Here is an 18,684-nt window from a genome sequence, read left to right as displayed (position 1 = left end):
GAGGTGAGTGCTACGGGCCGGATCATAGCCGGCTTATGTTTCCGGAAAAATATGGATTAAGTGCATTAACTCTTCGTAAAAAACGGAGAGTTTCAGGCAAACAGGGCAGCGCAGGCGAGCGGGTTCGATGGAAAGTAGAAATGTACGTAGGAAGCGGTCAGGCGCGCCAGCCGGTAAATCGCCTCGCCCTTGCGGCCATCCGGCGTGCTGGCGTGCACTAGCGGCGACAGTGGTGTTTCGCTCTTCGAATAATGGAAGGTGTGGCCGGCCAGTCGCCCTTCCGGCAGCTCGGCGAACTGGGTGCCGAGGGCGGCCAGGCGTGGCTGCATGACCGAGATGCCGGGCAGCAGCCCGGCGAAGGCATGCGTCGTGCCGGCCTTGTCGGTGACCTGCTCGAACAGGCTCATCATGCCGCCGCACTCGGCGAGCAGTGGTTTGCCGGCCGCGACGTGGGCGCGCAAGGCGGTCCACAGCGCCGCGTTGGCTGAAAGCGCCGCGGCGTGCAGTTCGGGATAGCCGCCGGGCAGCCATACGGCGTCGCACGGAGGCAAGGTGTCGCCGGCAATCGGCGAGAAGAAGTGCAATTCGGCACCGAGCGCCGTCAGCATTTCCAGGTTGGCCGGGTAGATGAAGCCGTAGGCGGCGTCGCGGGCGATTGCGATGCGCCGGCCGGCGAGCAGCGGCGCGACGCTGGGTGCGGAAAAGTCGGCGAATTCGATGCCCTGCGGCAGGTTGACTGTTGCGGTGGCGGCCAGCGCATCGGCGAGCTGGTCGAGGCGGCTTTCCAGGTCGTCGATTTCGGCTGCCTGCAGCAGGCCGAGGTGACGTTCGGGCAGTGCTGCTGCGGCATTGCGCGACAACGCGCCGAACCAGCCCATGCCGGGTGGCAGGCTGTCCTTGAGCATGCCGGCATGGCGTTCGCTGCCGACGCGGTTGGCCAGTACGCCGGCAAAAGGCAGGCCGGGCCGGTAGCTAGCCAGCCCGTGCGCGACGGCACCGAAAGTCTGGGCCATCGATCCGGCATCGATCATCGCCATGACCGGGATGCCGAAGCGGCAGGCGATGTCGGCAGCTGACGGTGTTCCGTCGAACAGGCCCATGACGCCTTCAACGAGGATCAGGTCGGAATCGCGCGCGGCGCGCGCCAGCCGCCAGCGCGCATCGTCCTCGCCGCACATGCCGAAATCGAGGTTCTGGCACGGTCGACCGCTGGCCACGGCATGAATCTGCGGATCGAGAAAATCCGGGCCGCACTTGAACACGGTGACGCGCCGGCCTTGCCGCGCATGCAGCCGGGCGAGCGCGGCGGTGACGGTGGTCTTGCCCTGGCCGGAGGCGGGGGCGGCGATGAGCAGGGCAGGACAGGCGAGCGACATGGCGGCTGCGGCAGGTAAAACGGGCTTGCGGCTAGGTGTGGAACTGGCCGGGACTCACCACTCCAGCCCCGGCATTGCCTTGATGCCGGCCTGGAAGGCGTGTTTCTCGTTGCCGATGTCGCTCACCGTGTCGGCGGCGGCACGCAGGGCTTCCGGGGCGCCGCGGCCGGTGACGATGACGTGTTGCATGAGCGGCCGGGCGAGCAGCTTGGCGATGACGGCATCGAGATCGAGCCAGCCGTACTTGAAGGCGTAGGTCATCTCGTCGAGCACGACCAGGCCGATTTCCGGGTTGCTCAGATGTTCGCCGGCAATCGCCCAGGCGTGCCGGGCGGCGGCGGCATCGCGTTCCTTGTCCTGGGTTTCCCAGGTGAAGCCTTCGCCGCCGACATGCCAGGTAACGTTGGGCTGGGTGCGGAAGAAGGCTTCCTCGCCGGTGTCCGAGCGGCTCTTGACGAACTGCACGACGCCGACCTTGAGACCGTGGCCGAGGGCGCGGGCGACGACGCCGAAAGCAGCGCTCGACTTGCCCTTGCCGTTGCCAGTGTTGATCAGCAGCACGCCGCGTTCGGCCTGGGCGGCTGCGATCTGGTTGTCGATCACGGCCTTCTTCTTCTGCATGCGTTGTTCGTGGGTAACCATGTCTTACTCCGGGATGAAGCAGCGCCGGCCGTTGTCGTCGATCTGGCGCAGGGTGTAGCCGTAGAGCCCGGACAGCGTTTTGGCAGTCAGGATGGCGTCGACCGGTCCGAGTTCGTAGCGGCCGTCGCCGTGGATGAGCAGCGCGCGGTCGCAAAAACGGTGGGCCAGAGCCGGGTCGTGCAAAACCATGACGATGCCGGCGCCGCAGTCGCAGGCGGTACCGGCAAACAGTTCGAGCGCGGCCATCTGGTGATTGAGGTCGAGGTGCGACAGCGGTTCGTCGAGCAGGTAGAGCGGCGCCGCCTGGGTGAGCAGCGTGGCGATCGACAGGCGCTGGCGTTCGCCGCCGGACAGCGTGTGGATCTGGCGTTCTTCCATGCCTTGCAAACCAACTGCGGCCAGTGCGCCGCGTGCCAGATCGGCATCGCGCGTCGTTTCCCAGTCCCAGCGACCGAGATGCGGATGCCGGCCGGTCAGCGCCGTTTCGAGTACGGTCGAGCCGAACGGGTCGGCATGGAACTGGCCGAGCCAGGCGCGGCGTAGCGCCGCATCGCGCGGCGGCAACAGCGCGGCATCTTCGCTGCCAAGCAGCACGGCGCCGGCGGCCGGCGGGCGCAGGCCGGCCAGCGTCGCGAGCAGCGTCGACTTGCCGGCGCCGTTGCGGCCGAGAATGGCCAGGCGTTCGCCGCCGTTCAGCACCAGGTCGAGACGGTCGACGACGCGCCGACCGCCGATTTCGACGGCCAGTTGGCGGGCTTCGAGCAAGGGGCCGGTCATTTCGGTTGCCGCGAGAGCAGGATGAGGAAGACCGGCACGCCGATCAGTGCGGTGAGCACGCCGACCGGCAGCTGCTGCGGTGCGATCAGCGTCCGGGCCAGCGTGTCGGCCAGCACCAGCAGCGCGCCGCCGGCCAGCACCGAGGCCGGCAGCAGCAGGCGCTGGTCGTTGCCGGTCGCCAGGCGCACCAGATGTGGCACGACCAGGCCGACGAAACCGATCGAGCCAGCCGTGGTCACCGAAGCGGCGGTAGCCAGCGAAGCGAGCAGGAAAATGGCATAGCGCAGACGGTTGACCGCTACGCCGAGCGCCTGCGCCTGCAGCATGCCACGCGCCAGCAGGTTGAGTTCGCGGGCAAAGGGCATGGCCAGGGCCAGACCGACGACCAGTGCGATCAGGCCGGGCAGCCACCCGGACGCCTGGGCGAGATCGCCCATCAGCCAGTACAGCATGCCGCGCAGGCGATCTTCGGGGGCGATGGCGAGCATCAGCGCGACCAGCGCACCGCAGCCGGCGGCGACGATGACGCCGGTCAGCAAGAGGCGTGTCTGCGTCCAGCTGCCGTCACCGTGCGCCAGCCCGAAAACCAGGAACATCGCGCCGAGCGCACCGGCAAAAGCCAGCCCGTCGATGCCGAGCGCCGGCAGGCCGAGCAGGATGGCAAACAGCGCGCCGCAACCGGCGCCGCCGGAAATCCCCAGCACGTAAGGATCGGCCAGCGGATTGCGCAACAGCACCTGCATCAGCGCCCCGGCCAGCGCGAGCAGCCCGCCGCAGGCAAATCCGGCCAGCGCGCGCGGCAGGCGCAGTTCGAGCACGACATCGATGCCGGGCACTTCGCGCCCGAGCAAGGCAGAGAAAACGTCAGCCGGCGGAATGCGCAGACTGCCCACCGTCAACGCCAGCCCGATACTCAGCACCGCCAACAGGGCGAGGCTGGCGAGGATCAGGAAGGCGCGGCGGCGGGTGGGCATGTTTCAGGTGTCAGAAGCTGTAGCGGACGTCGGCAAAGACGGCTCGCCCTTCGCCTGGGTAGTAAGTGTTGCCCCAAATCCCACCATAGAAGCCGGTGGAGACATATTTCTTGTCGGTCAGGTTGGCGACGCGACCGCGTACCGTCCAGTTGGCAATGTGCCAGGTGGCGACGAAATCGGCCGTGGTGTAGGCAGCAATTTTCTCGCCAGCATTGCCGGTATCGCTGCCAAAGTGGCGGGCGCCGACATGCGTGGCAAACAATGAGAGGTTCACGTCGGTGGTCGGCTTGAAGGTGAGACCGGCGGTCGACTTGTTGGTCGGGACCAGCGGGATTCTGTTGCCGGCATTAGAACCATCGCGGAACTCAGCCTTTTGCAGGTTGAGGCCGGCGTTGATCTGCCAGTGCGGGCTGATCTCGTAGCTGGCGAATGTGTCGACGCCCTGGTGGCGGGTTTTCGCCATGTTGACGTTTTCGGTACCGTTGTAGGCGATCTCGTCGGTCATGTTCAGGCTGTAGGCCGTGACCTTGAGTGAATAGCCGTTACCGGTCCATTGCCCGCCGAGATCGACGAAGGTACCGCGTTCGGGACGGACCGGGTTGCTCGCGAAGCCGGCCGGTCCGAGTACGGTGAGTTCATCGAGATTGGCGAAGCGGAAGGTGGTACCGGCGCGCGTGAACAGGCGGAAACCGGGAGCCAGTTTGTAGCTCAGGCCGACCTCGCCGACGCCCCGGCTGTGGTCGTTACTGATGCTTTTGCCGGTGGTGTCACGGGCCGATTGTTCTACTTGCTGGTAGCGACTGCCGGCGGTCAGGGTCAGGTCCGAGGTAAGGCGCGTCTGATTCTGCAGGTAGACGGCCTGGCTGGTCTGGCTGATGGTAACCGTCTTGGTGATCGGAGCATGATCGCCGGCGGATTTGTCAGAGGTCAGTTCGCCATCGTAGTAGTCGAAGCCGAAGGTGGTCTTGCTGTTCAGGCCGGCCAGACCGTGATCCCATTGCAGACGCGGCGTGAACGAGACAGTGTTGGTCTTGCGGCGGTCGAAGGAACCCCAATCGGAAATCCAGGATGTGTTGTCGACCTCCGTGTAGCCGAGTTCGGCGGCGAAGCTCAAGCTATCAGCGAGACGCCAGGTAATGCCGGGACGGACGAAGGCGGTGCGACGTTCGGCGTAGCTGTCGTTGGTGGCTGCCTGGCGCGGATCATTTTCATATTGCGCCTTGCTCAACGAGCCGGGCAGGCCGATATCCAGTGCTGACCAGCCAATATCGACGAAAGCTTCACCGCGGTCGAAGCGCATGCCCAGGCGGCCAGAAAGATTGTTGCGTTCCTGCTTGTTGTTCTTCCGCCAGCCGTCTGTTGCCTGATGGTTGACGGCGAGGGCCAGGTCGAATTTGTCGACTTGTCTGGCGATACTGGCCGATAGCTGGCGGCCATTGTCGCTGCCGAGACCGGCTTGAATGCTGGCGCCGTCACGCTGCTTGCCGGTGATGATATTGATTACGCCACCGACCGCGTTGTCGCCGTAAAGGATGGCGGCGCTGCCGCTGACAATTTCGATGCGTTCGACGCTGTCGAGCGGAATGAGGCCCCAATCGACGTTTGAGGTATCAAGCGGATTCAGGCGCAGGCCGTTGAGCAGGACCAGGGTGCGCTGGGCGGCACCTTCACCAAAGCCACGCATGTCGATTGAAGTGTCGGCGCCAATTGAGCCGTATAGCGGTGTGACCTGCAGGCCGGCGTTGTAGCGCAGGACATCGGGCAGCGTCTGGGCGCCGGAGTCGCGGATGTCCTCGCGGGTAATGGTCGTTACGTTCGATGCCGTGGCTAGCGAGGAGTCGCTGAAACGGCTCGCGGTGACGACCACGTCGTCGAGGAGTGCCAATTGCTGGGCAGCGGCAGGAATGGCAAAAAGAGCGGGCAGCAGCACCGCCAAAGGCTTGAGACGTGAATTCATGATTTCCCTTTCCCGACAGGCGTCCCCGCACGTCGGAACAGCATTGAAAAGGAAGTGTGGGGAGTGAATTCAGGTCGGGGACCGGCACCACCGCCCCGTGGCACTTCCGTTGGTGTCCAGGCCGGTATCCGGGCTTGCAAGTCTTGACGCGTCGCCTTCCCAGGTTTGCACCCAGTGGCCTGATGACGCGCCCGCACTTGCTTACCGTTGCGGGGGCAGCAGCGGAATGGTCTCGATGGAGACGCACCGCTTTCCCGTTTAACTGCGCTTGGAGATTCCGTACGCAGCACCTGTAACGGCGCGCATTCTACCTTGTGACGTATTGCTGCGCAGCAAAAATTACAGTTTGTCCTTCTACAAACTACTTTGAGAATAAAGGCTTAGTCCTTGACCATGCGGGCTTTTAACATTTATAGTCCGGGCCATGAATAGCGAACTCGAAGCACTCGAAGGCAAGGTTGAACAGGTCGTTGCCCTGGTTCAGCAGTTGCGTGCCGAGAACGAAGTACTGAAGAACCAGATGGCTGCGGCCGAGGTCGAGCGCCTGCATTTGCGCCAGACCATGGCGGCGGCGCGCGAACGCCTCGAAGGCCTGGTCGACAAGCTGCCCGAGGATGTCTGAGATGAGCGCCGAGACCAATTTCCTTGATGTCAAGATCATGGGCCGCGAATATCGCGTGGCCTGCACCGCCGAGGAGCGCGATGCGCTGTTGCTGGCGGTCGATCTGGTCGACGGCAAGATGCGCGAAATCGCCCAGCGCACCAAGAGCACCATTGCCGAGCGTGTTGCCGTCATGGCCGCGCTGAACATCGCGCACGAGCTGCTTTCCGGGGATTCCCGCAGTGGCGAAAAAAGCTTTGCGGAAGCGGTTGATACTTCCGAAGCAAAGCGTAGAATCGACGACATGGGAGCACGGATAGACACCGTGCTGGCGCCCCAGCAGCAACTGGATCTCTGATCAATTCCTGCTGATCCCGGCGCTATCCGCCGAGTGTCCCCTGCGGTGTTTGTTAAGGCCATATATTCCTTGAACCAATGCTAATTGGCATCGGTTGCGGACCGTCAATCCGCTGTTGTGCGTGCTCTTCGTCGAGCGTGCCTGATGCGGAAGGAACGTAGCCACTCTGGACTCAGGTTCAGGATGCCGGCCTGACGGCACTTGCGGGGGCCAATCTTCAACGGGTGGCAGAGTTTCTGCCACCCGTTTTCATTTCCGAAATCGCGACATGAACTACTGGTTGATGAAATCCGAGCCTGACGAGGTGTCGATCGACGATCTCGCTGCAGCACCCGACCGGACGGTGCCATGGTTCGGCGTTCGCAACTACCAGGCGCGCAATTTCATGCGCGACGCGATGCAGGTCGGCGACCTCGCCTTCTTCTATCATTCCGGCTGTGCCGAGCCGGGCATCGCCGGCATTTGCGAGGTGTGTTCCGGGCCCTATCCGGATGCCACGCAGTTCGCGCCGCAAAGCCCGTATTTCGATCCCAAGTCGCCCCCGGATAATCCGCGCTGGCTGTTGCGCGATGTTCGGTTTGTCAGCAAAACGCGTTTTGTTCCGCTCGCAGAACTGCGCCAGCATCCTGAACTTGCCGGCATGCGCCTGCTGGCGCGCGGCAATCGTTTGTCGATAACGCCGGTGACAGGAGATGAATGGGATTTCATCGTCGGGCAGTTGCTCGCTATCACCCAATTGAAAAGGTCTTGAGAATGGCTATTGAGTGGTTGATTGCCTATTTGTTGCTGGGTGCCCTGGTCGGGATTTTTGCCGGCTTGCTCGGGGTGGGCGGTGGCGGCATCATGGTGCCCCTGCTGACGGCGATGTTTGCCGCCCAGGGGGTGGGCAGCGAGCATCTGGTTCATCTGGCGCTCGGTACCTCGATGGCGGCCATCGTCCTGACTTCGATTTCGAGTCTGCGCGCCCATCATGCGCATGGTGCGGTACGCTGGGACATCGTCAGGGCGATTGCGCCGGGCGTCCTGCTCGGCACCTTTGCCGGGACTTTTGTCGCTTCACGCGTGCCGACGCAGCCGCTGGCCATTTTCTTTGCCTGCTTCATGGCTTACGTGTCGCTGCAGATGATCCTCAACGTCAAGCCGAAGCCTTCTCGCAACCTGCCCGGTGCCGCCGGCATGGCGGGCGTCGGCGCGGGCATCGGCATCATTTCGGCGCTGGTGGCGATCGGCGGCGGCTCGCTGTCGGTGCCCTTCATGACCTGGTGCAACGTCAAGATGCAGAACGCAATCGGCACCTCCGCGGCAATCGGCCTGCCGATCGCGCTGTCCGGGGCGTTGGGCTATCTGATCAACGGTTGGGGCAGTGCCGGTTTGCCGGATTGGTCATTCGGCTATGTTTACCTGCCGGCTTTCCTGCTGATCAGCAGCGTTTCCTTTTTCACGGCGCCGCTCGGTGCGCGCCTGGCACACCGCCTGCCGGTCGCGACGCTGAAGAAAATCTTTGCCGGGGTGTTGATCCTGCTCTCGGCAAAGATGCTGCACACGGTGTTTGGCGGCTGATCAGCGCGCCTTGAACACCGGTTTGCGCTTGGCCAGGAAGGCATCCAGACCTTCCTTGTAGTCCTCGGTGTCGAGGAAGGCGAAGGAGGCGGCTTTTTCCTCGTCGTTGAGCGGTCGACCGTTCTGCAGGCGGCGAATCCATTGCTTGTGCCAGCCGGCGACCAGCGGGGCACCGTTGCAGATGCGGCGGGCGGTGGCGTAGGCCTCGTCCTCGACCTGCGCATCCGGCACGACGCGCGTCACCAGTCCTTTTTCGTAGGCTTCGGTGGCGGTCAGGATGCGCCCTTCGAGCAGGATTTCCTTCATCACGGCAGCGCCGGCCAGCTTGAGCAGGCCTTCCATTTCGCCCGGATACATCGAAAAACCGAGCTTGTTGATCGGCGCGCCGAAACGGGCGTTTTCGTTGCAGATGCGCAGATCGCAGACGCCGGCGATTTCCAGGCCGCCGCCGATGCAGGCGCCTTGGATCATGGCGACGGTCGGGTGCGGGCAATCGGCAATGGCATTGAGCGCCAGGGCGACCTGGCCGTGATAGTGCAGCGCCTGTTCGAGCGTCGTGCGGGCCGTGACAAACTCCTCCAGGTCGCCGCCGGCCGCGAAGGCTTCGTGGCCGGCGCCGCGAATGACGATGCAGCGCACGTTACGGTCGACCGACAAAATGGCCATGTTTTCAGCCAGTTGCTGCCACATCGCGAGATCGATGGCGTTCAGTTTGCCGGGGTTGTTCAGGGTGAGAGTGGCGATTTCGCCGTTATTGCAGAGGTCGACCGTAGCCATAACGAATGCTTATCCGTGTTGCGAAATTGTGAATTATAGAGCTACCCGGATTCACTATTAGCCAATGTCTTATATAAGATATAATACCGCCGCCGGTTTTCCGGTAATTATTAATTAAGGGGACAGCAACCATGAGCAGCGCGATGTATGAGCGGATGCGGGCCAATCCGAAATTTCAGGAACTTGTCGGGAAACGCACGCGTTTCGCAACGACCCTGGCGGCCATTGTTTTGATCATGTTTTACGGCTTTGTGATGGTGGTGGCATTCAACCCCGTCGCTTTGGGGCAGCCGGTCAGTGAAGGTTCGATGTGGACTGTGGGAGTCGCAGTCGAACTGTTCATGTTCATTTTCTTCTGGGTGCTTACCGCCGTTTATGTGAAGCGCGCCAACACCGAGTTTGATTCCCTGACCCAAGAAATCGTCAAGGAAGCCTGGAAGGAGAACAAATAATGCGTCATCTGAGCAAAATTACTACCGCACTCGGCCTTTTCGCCGTTGCAGCGACGGCCTTTGCCGGTGGCCCGCTTGAGGGCGTCACCGAGCAGCAGGCGACCAACTGGCACGCCATCATCATGTTCTGCATCTTCGTCACGATGACGATGGGCATTACCTACTGGGCCGCCAGTCGCACCAAGTCGACGGCTGACTTCTACACCGCAGGCGGTGGCATCACCGGTTTCCAGAATGGTCTGGCAATCGCCGGCGACTACATGTCGGCCGCAACGCTGCTCGGTCTGACCGCCATGGTCTATGGCAAGGGCTACGACGGCTACATCTACATGCTGGCCTTCTTTGCCGGTTGGCCGATCATCCTCTTCCTGATGGCTGAACGCCTGCGCAACCTGGGCAAGTTCACCTTCTCCGACATCACCGCCTATCGCCTCGATCAGGGCAAGGTGCGCACCATGGCCGCGATTTCGTCGCTGGTCGTGGTCTGCTTCTACCTGATTGCCCAGATGGTTGGTGCCGGTCAGCTGATCAAGCTGCTCTTCGGTCTGGAATACAACGTCGCGATCTTCGCCGTCGGCATCCTGATGATGGTGTACGTGACCTTCGGCGGCATGGTTGCCACGACCTGGGTGCAGATCATCAAGGCCTGCATGTTGCTGGCCGGTGGCACGCTGGTGATGTTCCTAGCTTTCAGCCAGTTCGGCTTTTCGTTCCAGACGTTGGTCGAAAAGGCGACGGCAGCACATGCCCTCGGTCCCAAGCTGATGTATCCGGGCAGCCTGCTGGCCGATCCGGTAACTGCCATTTCGCTCGGCCTCGGCCTGATGTTCGGTACGGCTGGCCTGCCGCACATCCTGATGCGCTTCTTCACCGTGACCGATGCCAAGGAAGCCCGCAAGTCGGTGCTTTACGCCTCCGGTTTCGTTGCCTACTTCTTCAACGTCATCTTCCTGATGGGCCTGTGCGGCATCCTGATCGTCGGTCAGAACCCCGAGTTCTTCGAAGGCGGTGTGGTTGGCGGCAAGCTGATCGGTGGCGGCAACATGGTTGCCATGCACCTGGCCAAGGCGGTTGGCGGCGACATGCTGCTCGGCTTCCTGGCAGCGGTTGCCTTCGCCACCATCCTGGCTGTGGTTTCCGGTCTGGCACTGGCGGGCGCTTCGGCAATCTCGCACGACCTTTACGCCCGCGTCATCATGAAGGGCCAGGCTTCGGAAACGAAGGAAATTCGCGTTTCGAAGATCGCGACCATCTGCCTCGGCTTCGTTGCTATCGTGCTCGGCATCCTGTTTGAAAAGCAGAACATCGCTTTCATGGTCGGTCTGGCTTTCGGTGTGGCTGCGGCTGCCAACTTCCCGGTGCTGATCCTGTCGATGTACTGGAAGGGCCTGACGACGCGTGGCGCACTGTTCGGCGGCTACGGTGGCCTGGTTTCCGCCGTGCTCTTCGTGCTGTTCTCGAAGTCGGTCTGGGTCGATGTGCTGGGTTACAAGGCGGCTCTGTTCCCCTACACCCAGCCGGCACTGTTCGCGATGCCGATCGCTTTCCTGTTTGCCTACATCTTCTCGAAGACGGATTCGAGCGTGCGTGCCGGCAAGGAAATCGAGGCTTTCGACGACCAGTATGTCCGTGCCCAGACGGGTTACGGTGCGGCTTCCGCCAGCAATCACTAAGCTGCGCGAATAGCGAAAAACCCCGGGGGCGCGAGCCTCCGGGTTTTTTTTTGATCTCTCCAGCCGGTCGACCGTTCGCTGATGTAGTAAATTGGAAGGATAAGCTACCGAGTGGCGTTTCTCGCCCGGGGGGTCAAATGAAAAGAAAGATCGAACCGACAACTGTCGAGCGCAGCATGCGCGAAGACGATTTCATCGTCTCGAAAACCACGGCCAAGGGCATCATTACCTACGGCAATCCGATTTTCATCGAATTTTCCGGGTATACCGAAGCAGAACTGCTCGGTACCCAGCACAACATCGTCCGTCACCCGGATATGCCGCGGGCCGCTTTCAAGCTGGCCTGGGACACCATAGAGTCGGGGCGGGAATTCTTCGGCTATGTGAAGAATATGGCCAAGGATGGCAGCTTCTACTGGGTCTTTACCCATATCACGCCGGATTTTGACCGGAACAAGCGAATCGTCGGCTACACCTCGGTACGACGTTGTCCGAGGCGCGATGCGATCAGCAAGATCGAGCCGGTTTATCGTCAAATGCTGGCAGCTGAGCATGCCGCGGGGGCCAGGGACGCGATTGCGGCCGGTACCAAGGTCTTGCTTGATCTGCTGCAACAGACAGGAATGAGCTATGAAGAACTGGTCTTTTCCCTCTAGGCGCTGGGTGCTGGCTCTGTTGCTCGGGGCCGGTATTGGCTCCGCCTTTGTCTCGCCTTGGCTGGTCGTGCTTTTTTCGGTTCCGGCCCTTCTCGTTTTGCTTTGGCCGGAAAGTGCGGCTAGCGGGCCCTTGCACGAACTCGATCAGTTGCTCAGCCGGGTCGGTCAGGGGGATCTCGTTGCGCGCATGCCGCAGTCTCTTCAGGATAGTCGGCTGGAAGCCATCCGCGTCAATCTGAACTCCTTGCTGGATCAGACCGAAACGGCTTTCCGGGAAATTCTCGGTGCGATGTCGGCCTCGTCCGAAAGCCATAACTGGCGGCGCCTGCAGACTACCGGCCTGCACGGCACTTTCTGCGATGTTCTCGAGCAGATGCAACTGCTGCTTGATCGCCTCAGTGCGGCGCAGGAGTCGGTTGCTCGCGAAGCCTTGCTGTCACGCATTTTTCTGCGCTCCGAGCGTGGCCTTTCGATGGCGATCAAGCATGTTGATCTGACCTTGAACGAAGTCAGCGATCATTCGGTGCAGGTCGAAGGCATGGCCGGGGGGTTCGCACAGTCGGCGAGTGTCATGGCGAATGCAGCCGACCGCATGTCGAGTGCTCTGGGTGAGGCACAACAGGCGGCGGAGAGTGGGGTGCAGGCGTTGGCCGAACTCAATGCGCGGGCGGATGCGATTCGCGAACTGAGCGGCCGGATTGACGGCATCGCCAAACAAACAAACCTGCTGGCGCTAAATGCAGCAATCGAGGCGGCGCGTGCCGGGGAGGCCGGGCGAGGCTTTGCTGTCGTGGCCGATGAGGTCCGCAAACTGGCCGACCAGTCGCAGCGCTCGGCCGAGGAAATCACGGTTGCCATCTCCGCCGTCAGCGCCTCGATGGAGTCGGCAACCCGGCAAATTGGCGGCTTGCATCGTTCGGTAAATGGCGCACGTCTTACCGCGGCGGAGTTCAGCGAAAACCTGACGCTATCGTCCGCATCGGCCGTAGAAGTCGGCGCGTTGGCGGCGACGATAGAAACCGGGGCGCGTGCGATGATTTCTTCAATGCAACTGGTCGCCATGGCCCAGAAAGCCCGGGCTGATGTGACGGCCATCCTGCATGGGGAAAAACTCGACGTGTCGAGTTTGCCGGCAATCGAAAAGGAAGCGATTGCCGTGGTCGAATCGAGGAAATGGGTCAAGGGCAGTGCCGATCGTGATGCCCTGGTCGATATCTATGATCGACTGTTTGCCAATATCGAAAGTCAGATGCACTGAGCGGGGATGGCACAGCCATCCCCGTGTAACGATTACTTGGCCGGGCTGTCCTGCATCTTGGCCAGCGCCTCGCGGCCGGAAAGCAGATGGTCGTGCATCGCCTTCTCGGCCTTGGCCGTGTCGCCGGCCTCAAGCGCGCCCATGATGACGCGGTGCTCGTCCAGCGACTGTTGCAGACGTCCTTCCAGCGACAGCGAGTGCAAGCGTGACAGCTTGAGTACCTTGCGCAGATCCTGGATTACGGTCAGCAGCCAGCGATTGCCCGACAGCAGTTGAATTTGCCGGTGAAATTCCTGGTTGGCCTCGAAGAACGCGTCGATCCGGCCATCCCGCGCGGCGGATTCGAGTTGTTCATGGATTTTCTTCAGTCGGGCGATGTCTGCCGACTTGGCGCGGCCGATGGCTTCGGTCACGCAGCGCCCTTCCAGCATGGCCATCAGCGGGAAGATGTCGTCGAGATCCTGGCGGGAGATTTCGGTGACGTAACAGCCGCGACGCGGCTTCAGTTCAACGAGTCCTTCCGAGGCCAGTACCTTGAGCGCCTCACGGAGTGGCGTCCGGGAAATGCCGTACTGTTCGGCGAGCTTTTGCTCGTCGATCCAGGTGCCGGGATTCAGTTCATGAGCGAAGATGCGCTGGCGCAATCGTTCGGCCACTTCCTGGTAAAGCGCTGTAGGTGCAATGCGGTTCATTGTTTCCGTCTAGTGTGAATGGGCTGGCCGATACGTTGTCGGCTTGCTTCCATAATTATGGATAAAGTATTATGTGAGGTTTGGTATGTCAAGCTGGGCCTGAAAGCGTAGAATTTTGAATTCTGCATCATCGGCCTGAAAAAATCGAATCAGCGAGGGGTGTGTCATGTCTGAAAAGTTCTTTGATTCCAATAACCTGGATGCATGGGAAAAGGCCGCAGCAAAACAGTCTCCCGGCGGCGATGTCGGCAATCTGGTCTGGAACACCCCCGAAGGTCTCGCCGTCAAGGCACTGTATACGAAGGCTGACGTCGAAGGCCTCGAATTTGCTGACACCCTGCCCGGTTTTGCCCCCTATCTGCGCGGCCCGCAACCGACGATGTATGCGGTCAAACCGTGGACCATCCGCCAGTATGCCGGCTTCTCCACTGCCGAAGCTTCCAATGCCTTCTACCGCAAGGCGCTCGCCGCCGGCGGCCAGGGCGTTTCGGTGGCTTTCGACCTGGCGACGCACCGTGGTTACGATTCCGATAACGCCCGCGTCACGGGCGACGTCGGCAAGGCCGGCGTGGCGATCGATTCCGTCGAAGACATGAAGATCCTCTTCGACAGCATCCCGCTCGACAAGATTTCCGTCTCGATGACCATGAACGGCGCCGTGCTGCCGATTCTCGCCGGCTACATCGTCGCCGCCGAAGAACAGGGCGTGTCGCAGGACAAGCTGTCCGGCACCATCCAGAACGACATTCTCAAAGAATTCATGGTGCGGAATACTTACATCTATCCGCCCAAGCCGTCGATGAAGATCATTGCCGACATTTTCGGCTACACGGCGCAGCACATGCCGAAGTTCAACTCGATCTCGATTTCCGGTTATCACATCCAGGAAGCCGGTGCCAACCAGGCCATCGAACTGGCCTTCACGCTGGCCGACGGCATGGAATACGTGCGTACCGGCGTCGCTTCCGGCATGGACGTCGACACCTTCGCCGGCCGACTGTCCTTCTTTTGGGCCGTCGGCATGAATTTCTACCTGGAAATCGCCAAGATGCGTGCCGGCCGCCTGCTGTGGGACCGTATCATGACCGGTTTCAATGCCAAGAGCGCCAAGTCGAAGATGCTGCGCACGCACAGCCAGACTTCGGGCTGGTCGCTGACCGAGCAGGATCCGTACAACAACGTCGTGCGCACCACCATCGAAGCGATGGCGGCCGTTTTCGGCGGCACCCAGTCGCTGCATACCAACGCGCTCGACGAAGCCATTGCGCTGCCGACCGAGTTCTCGTCGCGCATCGCCCGCAACACGCAGCTGATCATCCAGGAAGAAACCCACATCACCAACGTCGTCGATCCGTGGGCTGGCTCCTACATGATGGAGAAGCTGACCCAGGACATGGCCGACAAGGCCTGGGGCATCATCCAGGAAATCGAGGCGATGGGTGGCATGACCAAGGCCGTCGAATCCGGCTGGGCCAAGATGCAGGTCGAAACCTGTGCCGCCGACAAGCAGGCGCGCATTGACTCCGGCAAGGACGTCATTGTCGGCGTCAACAAGTACAAGCTGGCCAAGGAAGACGCGATCGACATTCTCGATATCGACAACCACGCCGTGCGCGACTCGCAGATCGCCCGCCTCAAGCAGATCCGTGCCACCCGTGATTCGGCCGCGGTTTCTGCCGCTCTGGACGCGTTGACCGCTGCGGCCGAGTCCGGCGAAGGCAACCTGCTCGACCTGACCGTCAAGGCGATGCGCCTGCGTGCCACGGTGGGTGAAGTATCGGATGCGCTGGAAAAGGTCTTCGGCCGTTTTCGCGCCAACAACCAGACCATCTCGGGTGTGTATGGAGGCGTTGTGGAAGGTCAGGAAAGCTGGGAATCGATCAAGGCCGACGTTGCCAAGTTTGCCGAAGAAGAAGGCCGCCGGCCGCGCATCATGATCGCCAAGCTCGGCCAGGACGGCCATGACCGCGGCGCCAAGGTGGTGGCCACGGCCTACGCCGACCTCGGCTTCGACATCGACATGGGGCCGCTCTTCCAGACCCCGGAAGAAGCCGCCCGCCAGGCCATCGAGAACGACGTGCATGCCGTCGGTGTGTCGTCGCTGGCTGCCGGTCACAAGACCCTGCTGCCGCAACTGGTCAAGGCACTCAAGGACCAGGGCGGTGACGACATCATCGTTTTCGCCGGTGGCGTGATTCCGGCCCAGGACTACGACTATCTCTACAACGCCGGCGCCAAGGCCATCTTCGGGCCGGGTACCCGGATCGAGGACTCGGCCATCAAGGTGATCGAAGAAATCCGCAAGGCACGCGGCTAAACCCTGCATGCATCCGGGTGAAGCTGCCGTGCTGGCGCATTCCCTTTCCGCGGTTGATCAGGCGCTGGTAGACGGCGTGCTGGCCGGTCAGCGCCGTGCGCTGGCCAAGGCCATCACGCTGATCGAATCGACGCGTCCGGATCACCAGCAGCGTGCGCAGCAGGTCTTGAATGCGTTGCTGCCGCACACCGGCAAGGCGATCCGGATCGGCATTTCCGGTGTGCCGGGGGCGGGCAAGTCGACCTTCATCGAGGCGCTCGGCGTCTGGCTGATCGAGCAGGGCAAGAAGCTGGCTGTGCTGGCCGTTGACCCCTCGTCATCGGTGTCGGGAGGTTCCATCCTCGGCGACAAGACGCGCATGGAACTGCTCAGCCAGCGTGAAGAAGCCTTCATCCGGCCAAGTCCGTCTTCCGGTTCGCTGGGCGGCGTCGCCGAAAAGTCGCGCGAGGCCATGCTGCTCTGCGAGGCTTCCGGCTACGACGTGATCATCATCGAGACCGTTGGTGTCGGCCAGTCCGAAACGACGGTGGCCGGCATGGTCGACATGTTTTGCCTGTTGCAATTGCCGAATGCCGGCGACGATCTGCAGGCCATCAAAAAAGGTATCGTCGAGATCGCCGACATGGTGGTCATCAACAAGGCCGACATCGACAAGCAGGCTACCGCCGTTGTCCGTGCCCAGTGGCGCAATGCGTTGCACATGCTGCGTCCGGCCTCACCGAACTGGGCGCCGCCGGTCATCGCCCTGTCGGCCTTGCACAAACAGGGCATCGGCGAGTTCTGGGAACAGGTCGAGAAGTTCCAGGCTGCCCTCACGCCGACCGGCGAGTTTGCCGCCAAGCGGCAGCATCAGGCTTTGTCCTGGATGTGGCAGATGATCGATTCCGGTCTGCGCCAGCATTTCCGTCTTCACCCGCGCGTGCAGGAAAACCTGCCCGCCTTCACCCAATCCGTCGAACAGGGTCATACGACACCGGCTGCTGCCGCGTATGCGCTGCTCGACTATCTGAAACACTAATCACCCGATCCACTTAGGGAGTTTTCTATGCACGACATCATCCGCCAGCTGGAAAAAAAGCGTGAACTGGCCCGCCTCGGCGGTGGCCAGAAGCGTATCGACAGCCAGCACAAGAAGGGCAAGCTGACCGCCCGTGAACGTATCGAGCTGTTGCTCGACCCGGATTCTTTCGAAGAATGGGACATGTTCAAGGAGCACCGCTGTACCGATTTCGGTATGGATCAGGCGGAAAAAACTCCGGGTGACGGCGTGGTTATCGGCTATGGCACGATCAACGGCCGTCTGGTCTTCGTCTTCTCGCAGGATTTCACCGTGTTCGGCGGCTCGCTGTCGGAAACCCATGCCGAGAAGATCTGCAAGGTCATGGACCAGGCGATGAAGGTCGGTGCCCCGGTGATCGGTCTGAACGACTCGGGCGGTGCCCGCATCCAGGAAGGCGTTGCCTCCCTCGGCGGTTACGCCGACGTGTTCCAGCGCAACGTGATGGCCTCCGGCGTCGTGCCGCAGATCTCCATGATCATGGGCCCCTGTGCCGGTGGTGCGGTGTACTCGCCGTCGATGACCGATTTCATCTTCATGGTGAAAGACTCGTCCTACATGTTCGTGACCGGTCCGGAAGTCGTCAAGACGGTGACCCACGAAGACGTCACCGCCGAAGAACTGGGCGGTGCAGTGACGCATACCAGCAAGTCCGGTGTTGCCGACCTCGCTTTCGAGAATGACGTCGAAGCCCTGTCCATGCTGCGCCGCTTCATGAACTTCCTGCCGGCCAACAACAAGGAAAAGCCGCCGGTTACCTGGACCAACGATCCGGCCGGTCGCATGGATTATTCGCTCGACACCCTGGTGCCGGACAATAACAACAAGCCGTACGACATGAAGGAATTGCTGATCAAGGTCGTCGACGACAACGATTTCTTCGAAATCCAGCCGGATTACGCCAAGAACATCATCATCGGCTTCGGTCGCGTTGACGGCCATCCGGTCGGTATCGTCGCCAACCAGCCGCTGGTGCTGGCCGGTTGTCTCGACATCAAGTCCTCGATCAAGGCTGCCCGTTTCGTGCGTTTCTGCGATGCCTTCAACATTCCGGTCGTGACCTTCGTCGATGTGCCGGGCTTCATGCCGGGTACGCAGCAGGAATACGGCGGCATCATCAAGCACGGCGCCAAGCTGCTCTACGCGTACGCCGAATGTACCGTGCCGAAGGTCACCGTGATTACCCGCAAGGCCTACGGCGGCGCTTACGACGTGATGTCGTCCAAGCACCTGCGTGGCGACGTCAATCTCGCCTGGCCGTCGGCTGAAATCGCCGTGATGGGCCCGAAGGGCGCCGTCGAGATCATCTTCCGCGAGGAAAAGAACGATCCGGCCAAGCTCGCCGAGCGCGAAGCCGAGTACAAGGACAAGTTTGCCAATCCGTTCGTGGCTGGCGCACGTGGCTTCATCGACGACGTCATCATGCCGCATGCCACCCGCAAGCGTATTGCCCGCTCGCTGGCCATGCTGCGCGACAAGAAACTCGACAATCCGTGGCGCAAGCACGGCAACATTCCGCTTTGATTAGGATCCAGGATCGAGTTATTAGGATCGAGT

Annotated in this window: 18 protein-coding genes, 1 other RNA gene, 1 pseudogene and 1 riboswitch; of the genes and pseudogenes, 12 read left to right on the top strand and 8 right to left on the bottom strand. The window is 61.6% G+C overall.

Annotation, left to right across the window (positions count from 1 at the left end):
- Positions 1 to 92 precede the first annotated feature (92 nt).
- The 6 genes and pseudogenes from KI612_RS19050 to KI612_RS19975 form a co-directional block, all read right to left on the bottom strand.
- On the bottom strand, positions 93 to 1,376 hold the full coding sequence (locus KI612_RS19050; RefSeq protein ID WP_226441630.1) for a cobyrinate a,c-diamide synthase: 1,284 nt from the start codon (positions 1,374 to 1,376) through the stop codon (positions 93 to 95).
- A 54-nt stretch (positions 1,377 to 1,430) separates the two neighbouring features.
- On the bottom strand, positions 1,431 to 2,018 hold the full coding sequence (gene cobO / locus KI612_RS19045; RefSeq protein WP_226441629.1) for a cob(I)yrinic acid a,c-diamide adenosyltransferase: 588 nt from the start codon (positions 2,016 to 2,018) through the stop codon (positions 1,431 to 1,433).
- A 3-nt stretch (positions 2,019 to 2,021) separates the two neighbouring features.
- Complete coding sequence (locus tag KI612_RS19040) at positions 2,022 to 2,795, bottom strand: ABC transporter ATP-binding protein (protein WP_226441628.1); 774 nt, start codon at positions 2,793 to 2,795, stop codon at positions 2,022 to 2,024.
- A complete protein-coding gene (locus KI612_RS19035; protein ID WP_226441627.1) occupies positions 2,792 to 3,769 on the bottom strand; it encodes a FecCD family ABC transporter permease in 978 nt (325 codons plus the stop codon). Before KI612_RS19035 ends, KI612_RS19040 begins: the two co-directional genes overlap by 4 nt.
- A gap of 10 nt (positions 3,770 to 3,779) precedes the next feature.
- Positions 3,780 to 5,156, bottom strand: a complete 1,377-nt coding sequence (locus tag KI612_RS19030; RefSeq protein ID WP_404818105.1) for a TonB-dependent receptor domain-containing protein — start codon at positions 5,154 to 5,156, stop codon at positions 3,780 to 3,782.
- A gap of 126 nt (positions 5,157 to 5,282) precedes the next feature.
- Positions 5,283 to 5,726: pseudogene (locus tag KI612_RS19975) on the bottom strand (TonB-dependent receptor); the annotation flags it as partial.
- Between the two features lie 102 nt (positions 5,727 to 5,828).
- Positions 5,829 to 6,035, bottom strand: a riboswitch (cobalamin riboswitch).
- A 115-nt stretch (positions 6,036 to 6,150) separates the two neighbouring features.
- Here KI612_RS19975 and KI612_RS19025 point away from each other — a divergent pair.
- The 5 genes from KI612_RS19025 to KI612_RS19005 all read left to right on the top strand — a co-directional run bounded on the left by KI612_RS19025 (position 6,151) and on the right by KI612_RS19005 (position 8,245).
- Complete coding sequence (locus KI612_RS19025) at positions 6,151 to 6,348, top strand: hypothetical protein (RefSeq protein WP_226441625.1); 198 nt, start codon at positions 6,151 to 6,153, stop codon at positions 6,346 to 6,348.
- Between the two features lies 1 nt (position 6,349).
- Positions 6,350 to 6,685, top strand: coding sequence for a cell division protein ZapA (locus KI612_RS19020; protein ID WP_226441624.1), 336 nt, complete (start codon positions 6,350 to 6,352; stop codon positions 6,683 to 6,685).
- 34 nt (positions 6,686 to 6,719) lie between these two features.
- Positions 6,720 to 6,899, top strand: a non-coding RNA gene (gene ssrS / locus KI612_RS19015) — 6S RNA.
- A gap of 54 nt (positions 6,900 to 6,953) precedes the next feature.
- A complete protein-coding gene (locus KI612_RS19010) occupies positions 6,954 to 7,436 on the top strand; it encodes an EVE domain-containing protein (protein ID WP_226441623.1) in 483 nt (160 codons plus the stop codon).
- A 2-nt stretch (positions 7,437 to 7,438) separates the two neighbouring features.
- Positions 7,439 to 8,245: a sulfite exporter TauE/SafE family protein gene (locus KI612_RS19005; RefSeq protein WP_226444316.1), complete on the top strand. Its 807-nt coding sequence runs from the start codon at positions 7,439 to 7,441 to the stop codon at positions 8,243 to 8,245.
- Here the strand turns inward: KI612_RS19005 and KI612_RS19000 are convergent, their stop codons facing one another.
- Positions 8,246 to 9,022: an enoyl-CoA hydratase/isomerase family protein gene (locus KI612_RS19000; protein ID WP_226441622.1), complete on the bottom strand. Its 777-nt coding sequence runs from the start codon at positions 9,020 to 9,022 to the stop codon at positions 8,246 to 8,248.
- A 131-nt stretch (positions 9,023 to 9,153) separates the two neighbouring features.
- Here KI612_RS19000 and KI612_RS18995 point away from each other — a divergent pair, with 131 nt between their 5' ends.
- From KI612_RS18995 to KI612_RS18980, 4 genes are all read left to right on the top strand, one after another.
- Positions 9,154 to 9,474 (top strand): DUF485 domain-containing protein, encoded by a 321-nt coding sequence (locus tag KI612_RS18995; RefSeq protein WP_226441621.1) that lies wholly within the window; start codon positions 9,154 to 9,156, stop codon positions 9,472 to 9,474.
- A complete protein-coding gene (locus tag KI612_RS18990; protein WP_226441620.1) occupies positions 9,474 to 11,147 on the top strand; it encodes a cation acetate symporter in 1,674 nt (557 codons plus the stop codon). Before KI612_RS18995 ends, KI612_RS18990 begins: the two co-directional genes overlap by 1 nt.
- A gap of 137 nt (positions 11,148 to 11,284) precedes the next feature.
- Positions 11,285 to 11,803 (top strand): PAS domain-containing protein, encoded by a 519-nt coding sequence (locus KI612_RS18985; RefSeq protein ID WP_226441619.1) that lies wholly within the window; start codon positions 11,285 to 11,287, stop codon positions 11,801 to 11,803.
- Positions 11,778 to 13,061, top strand: a complete 1,284-nt coding sequence (locus tag KI612_RS18980; RefSeq protein WP_226441618.1) for a methyl-accepting chemotaxis protein — start codon at positions 11,778 to 11,780, stop codon at positions 13,059 to 13,061. Before KI612_RS18985 ends, KI612_RS18980 begins: the two co-directional genes overlap by 26 nt.
- Before the next feature lie 32 nt (positions 13,062 to 13,093).
- On the opposite strand, the gene KI612_RS18975 is transcribed toward KI612_RS18980, so the two are convergent.
- Entirely contained in the window at positions 13,094 to 13,753 is a 660-nt protein-coding gene (locus tag KI612_RS18975; protein ID WP_226441617.1) for a GntR family transcriptional regulator, read from the bottom strand.
- A 166-nt stretch (positions 13,754 to 13,919) separates the two neighbouring features.
- On the opposite strand from KI612_RS18975, the gene scpA reads away from it, so the two are divergent.
- The 3 genes from scpA to KI612_RS18960 are packed head-to-tail and all read left to right on the top strand — an operon-like array spanning position 13,920 to position 18,651.
- Positions 13,920 to 16,070 (top strand): methylmalonyl-CoA mutase, encoded by a 2,151-nt coding sequence (gene scpA / locus KI612_RS18970; RefSeq protein WP_226441616.1) that lies wholly within the window; start codon positions 13,920 to 13,922, stop codon positions 16,068 to 16,070.
- Positions 16,071 to 16,077: 7 nt separating this feature from the next.
- On the top strand, positions 16,078 to 17,088 hold the full coding sequence (meaB, locus tag KI612_RS18965) for a methylmalonyl Co-A mutase-associated GTPase MeaB (RefSeq protein WP_226441615.1): 1,011 nt from the start codon (positions 16,078 to 16,080) through the stop codon (positions 17,086 to 17,088).
- 27 nt (positions 17,089 to 17,115) lie between these two features.
- Positions 17,116 to 18,651, top strand: coding sequence for an acyl-CoA carboxylase subunit beta (locus KI612_RS18960; protein WP_226441614.1), 1,536 nt, complete (start codon positions 17,116 to 17,118; stop codon positions 18,649 to 18,651).
- Positions 18,652 to 18,684: the final 33 nt, after the last annotated feature.

Source organism: Quatrionicoccus australiensis (assembly GCF_020510525.1).
Taxonomy (GTDB): Bacteria; Pseudomonadota; Gammaproteobacteria; order Burkholderiales; family Rhodocyclaceae; genus Azonexus; species Azonexus australiensis_B.
The sequence above is the reverse complement of the archived record's forward strand: the minus strand, read 5'-3'. Positions and strand labels throughout refer to the sequence as shown.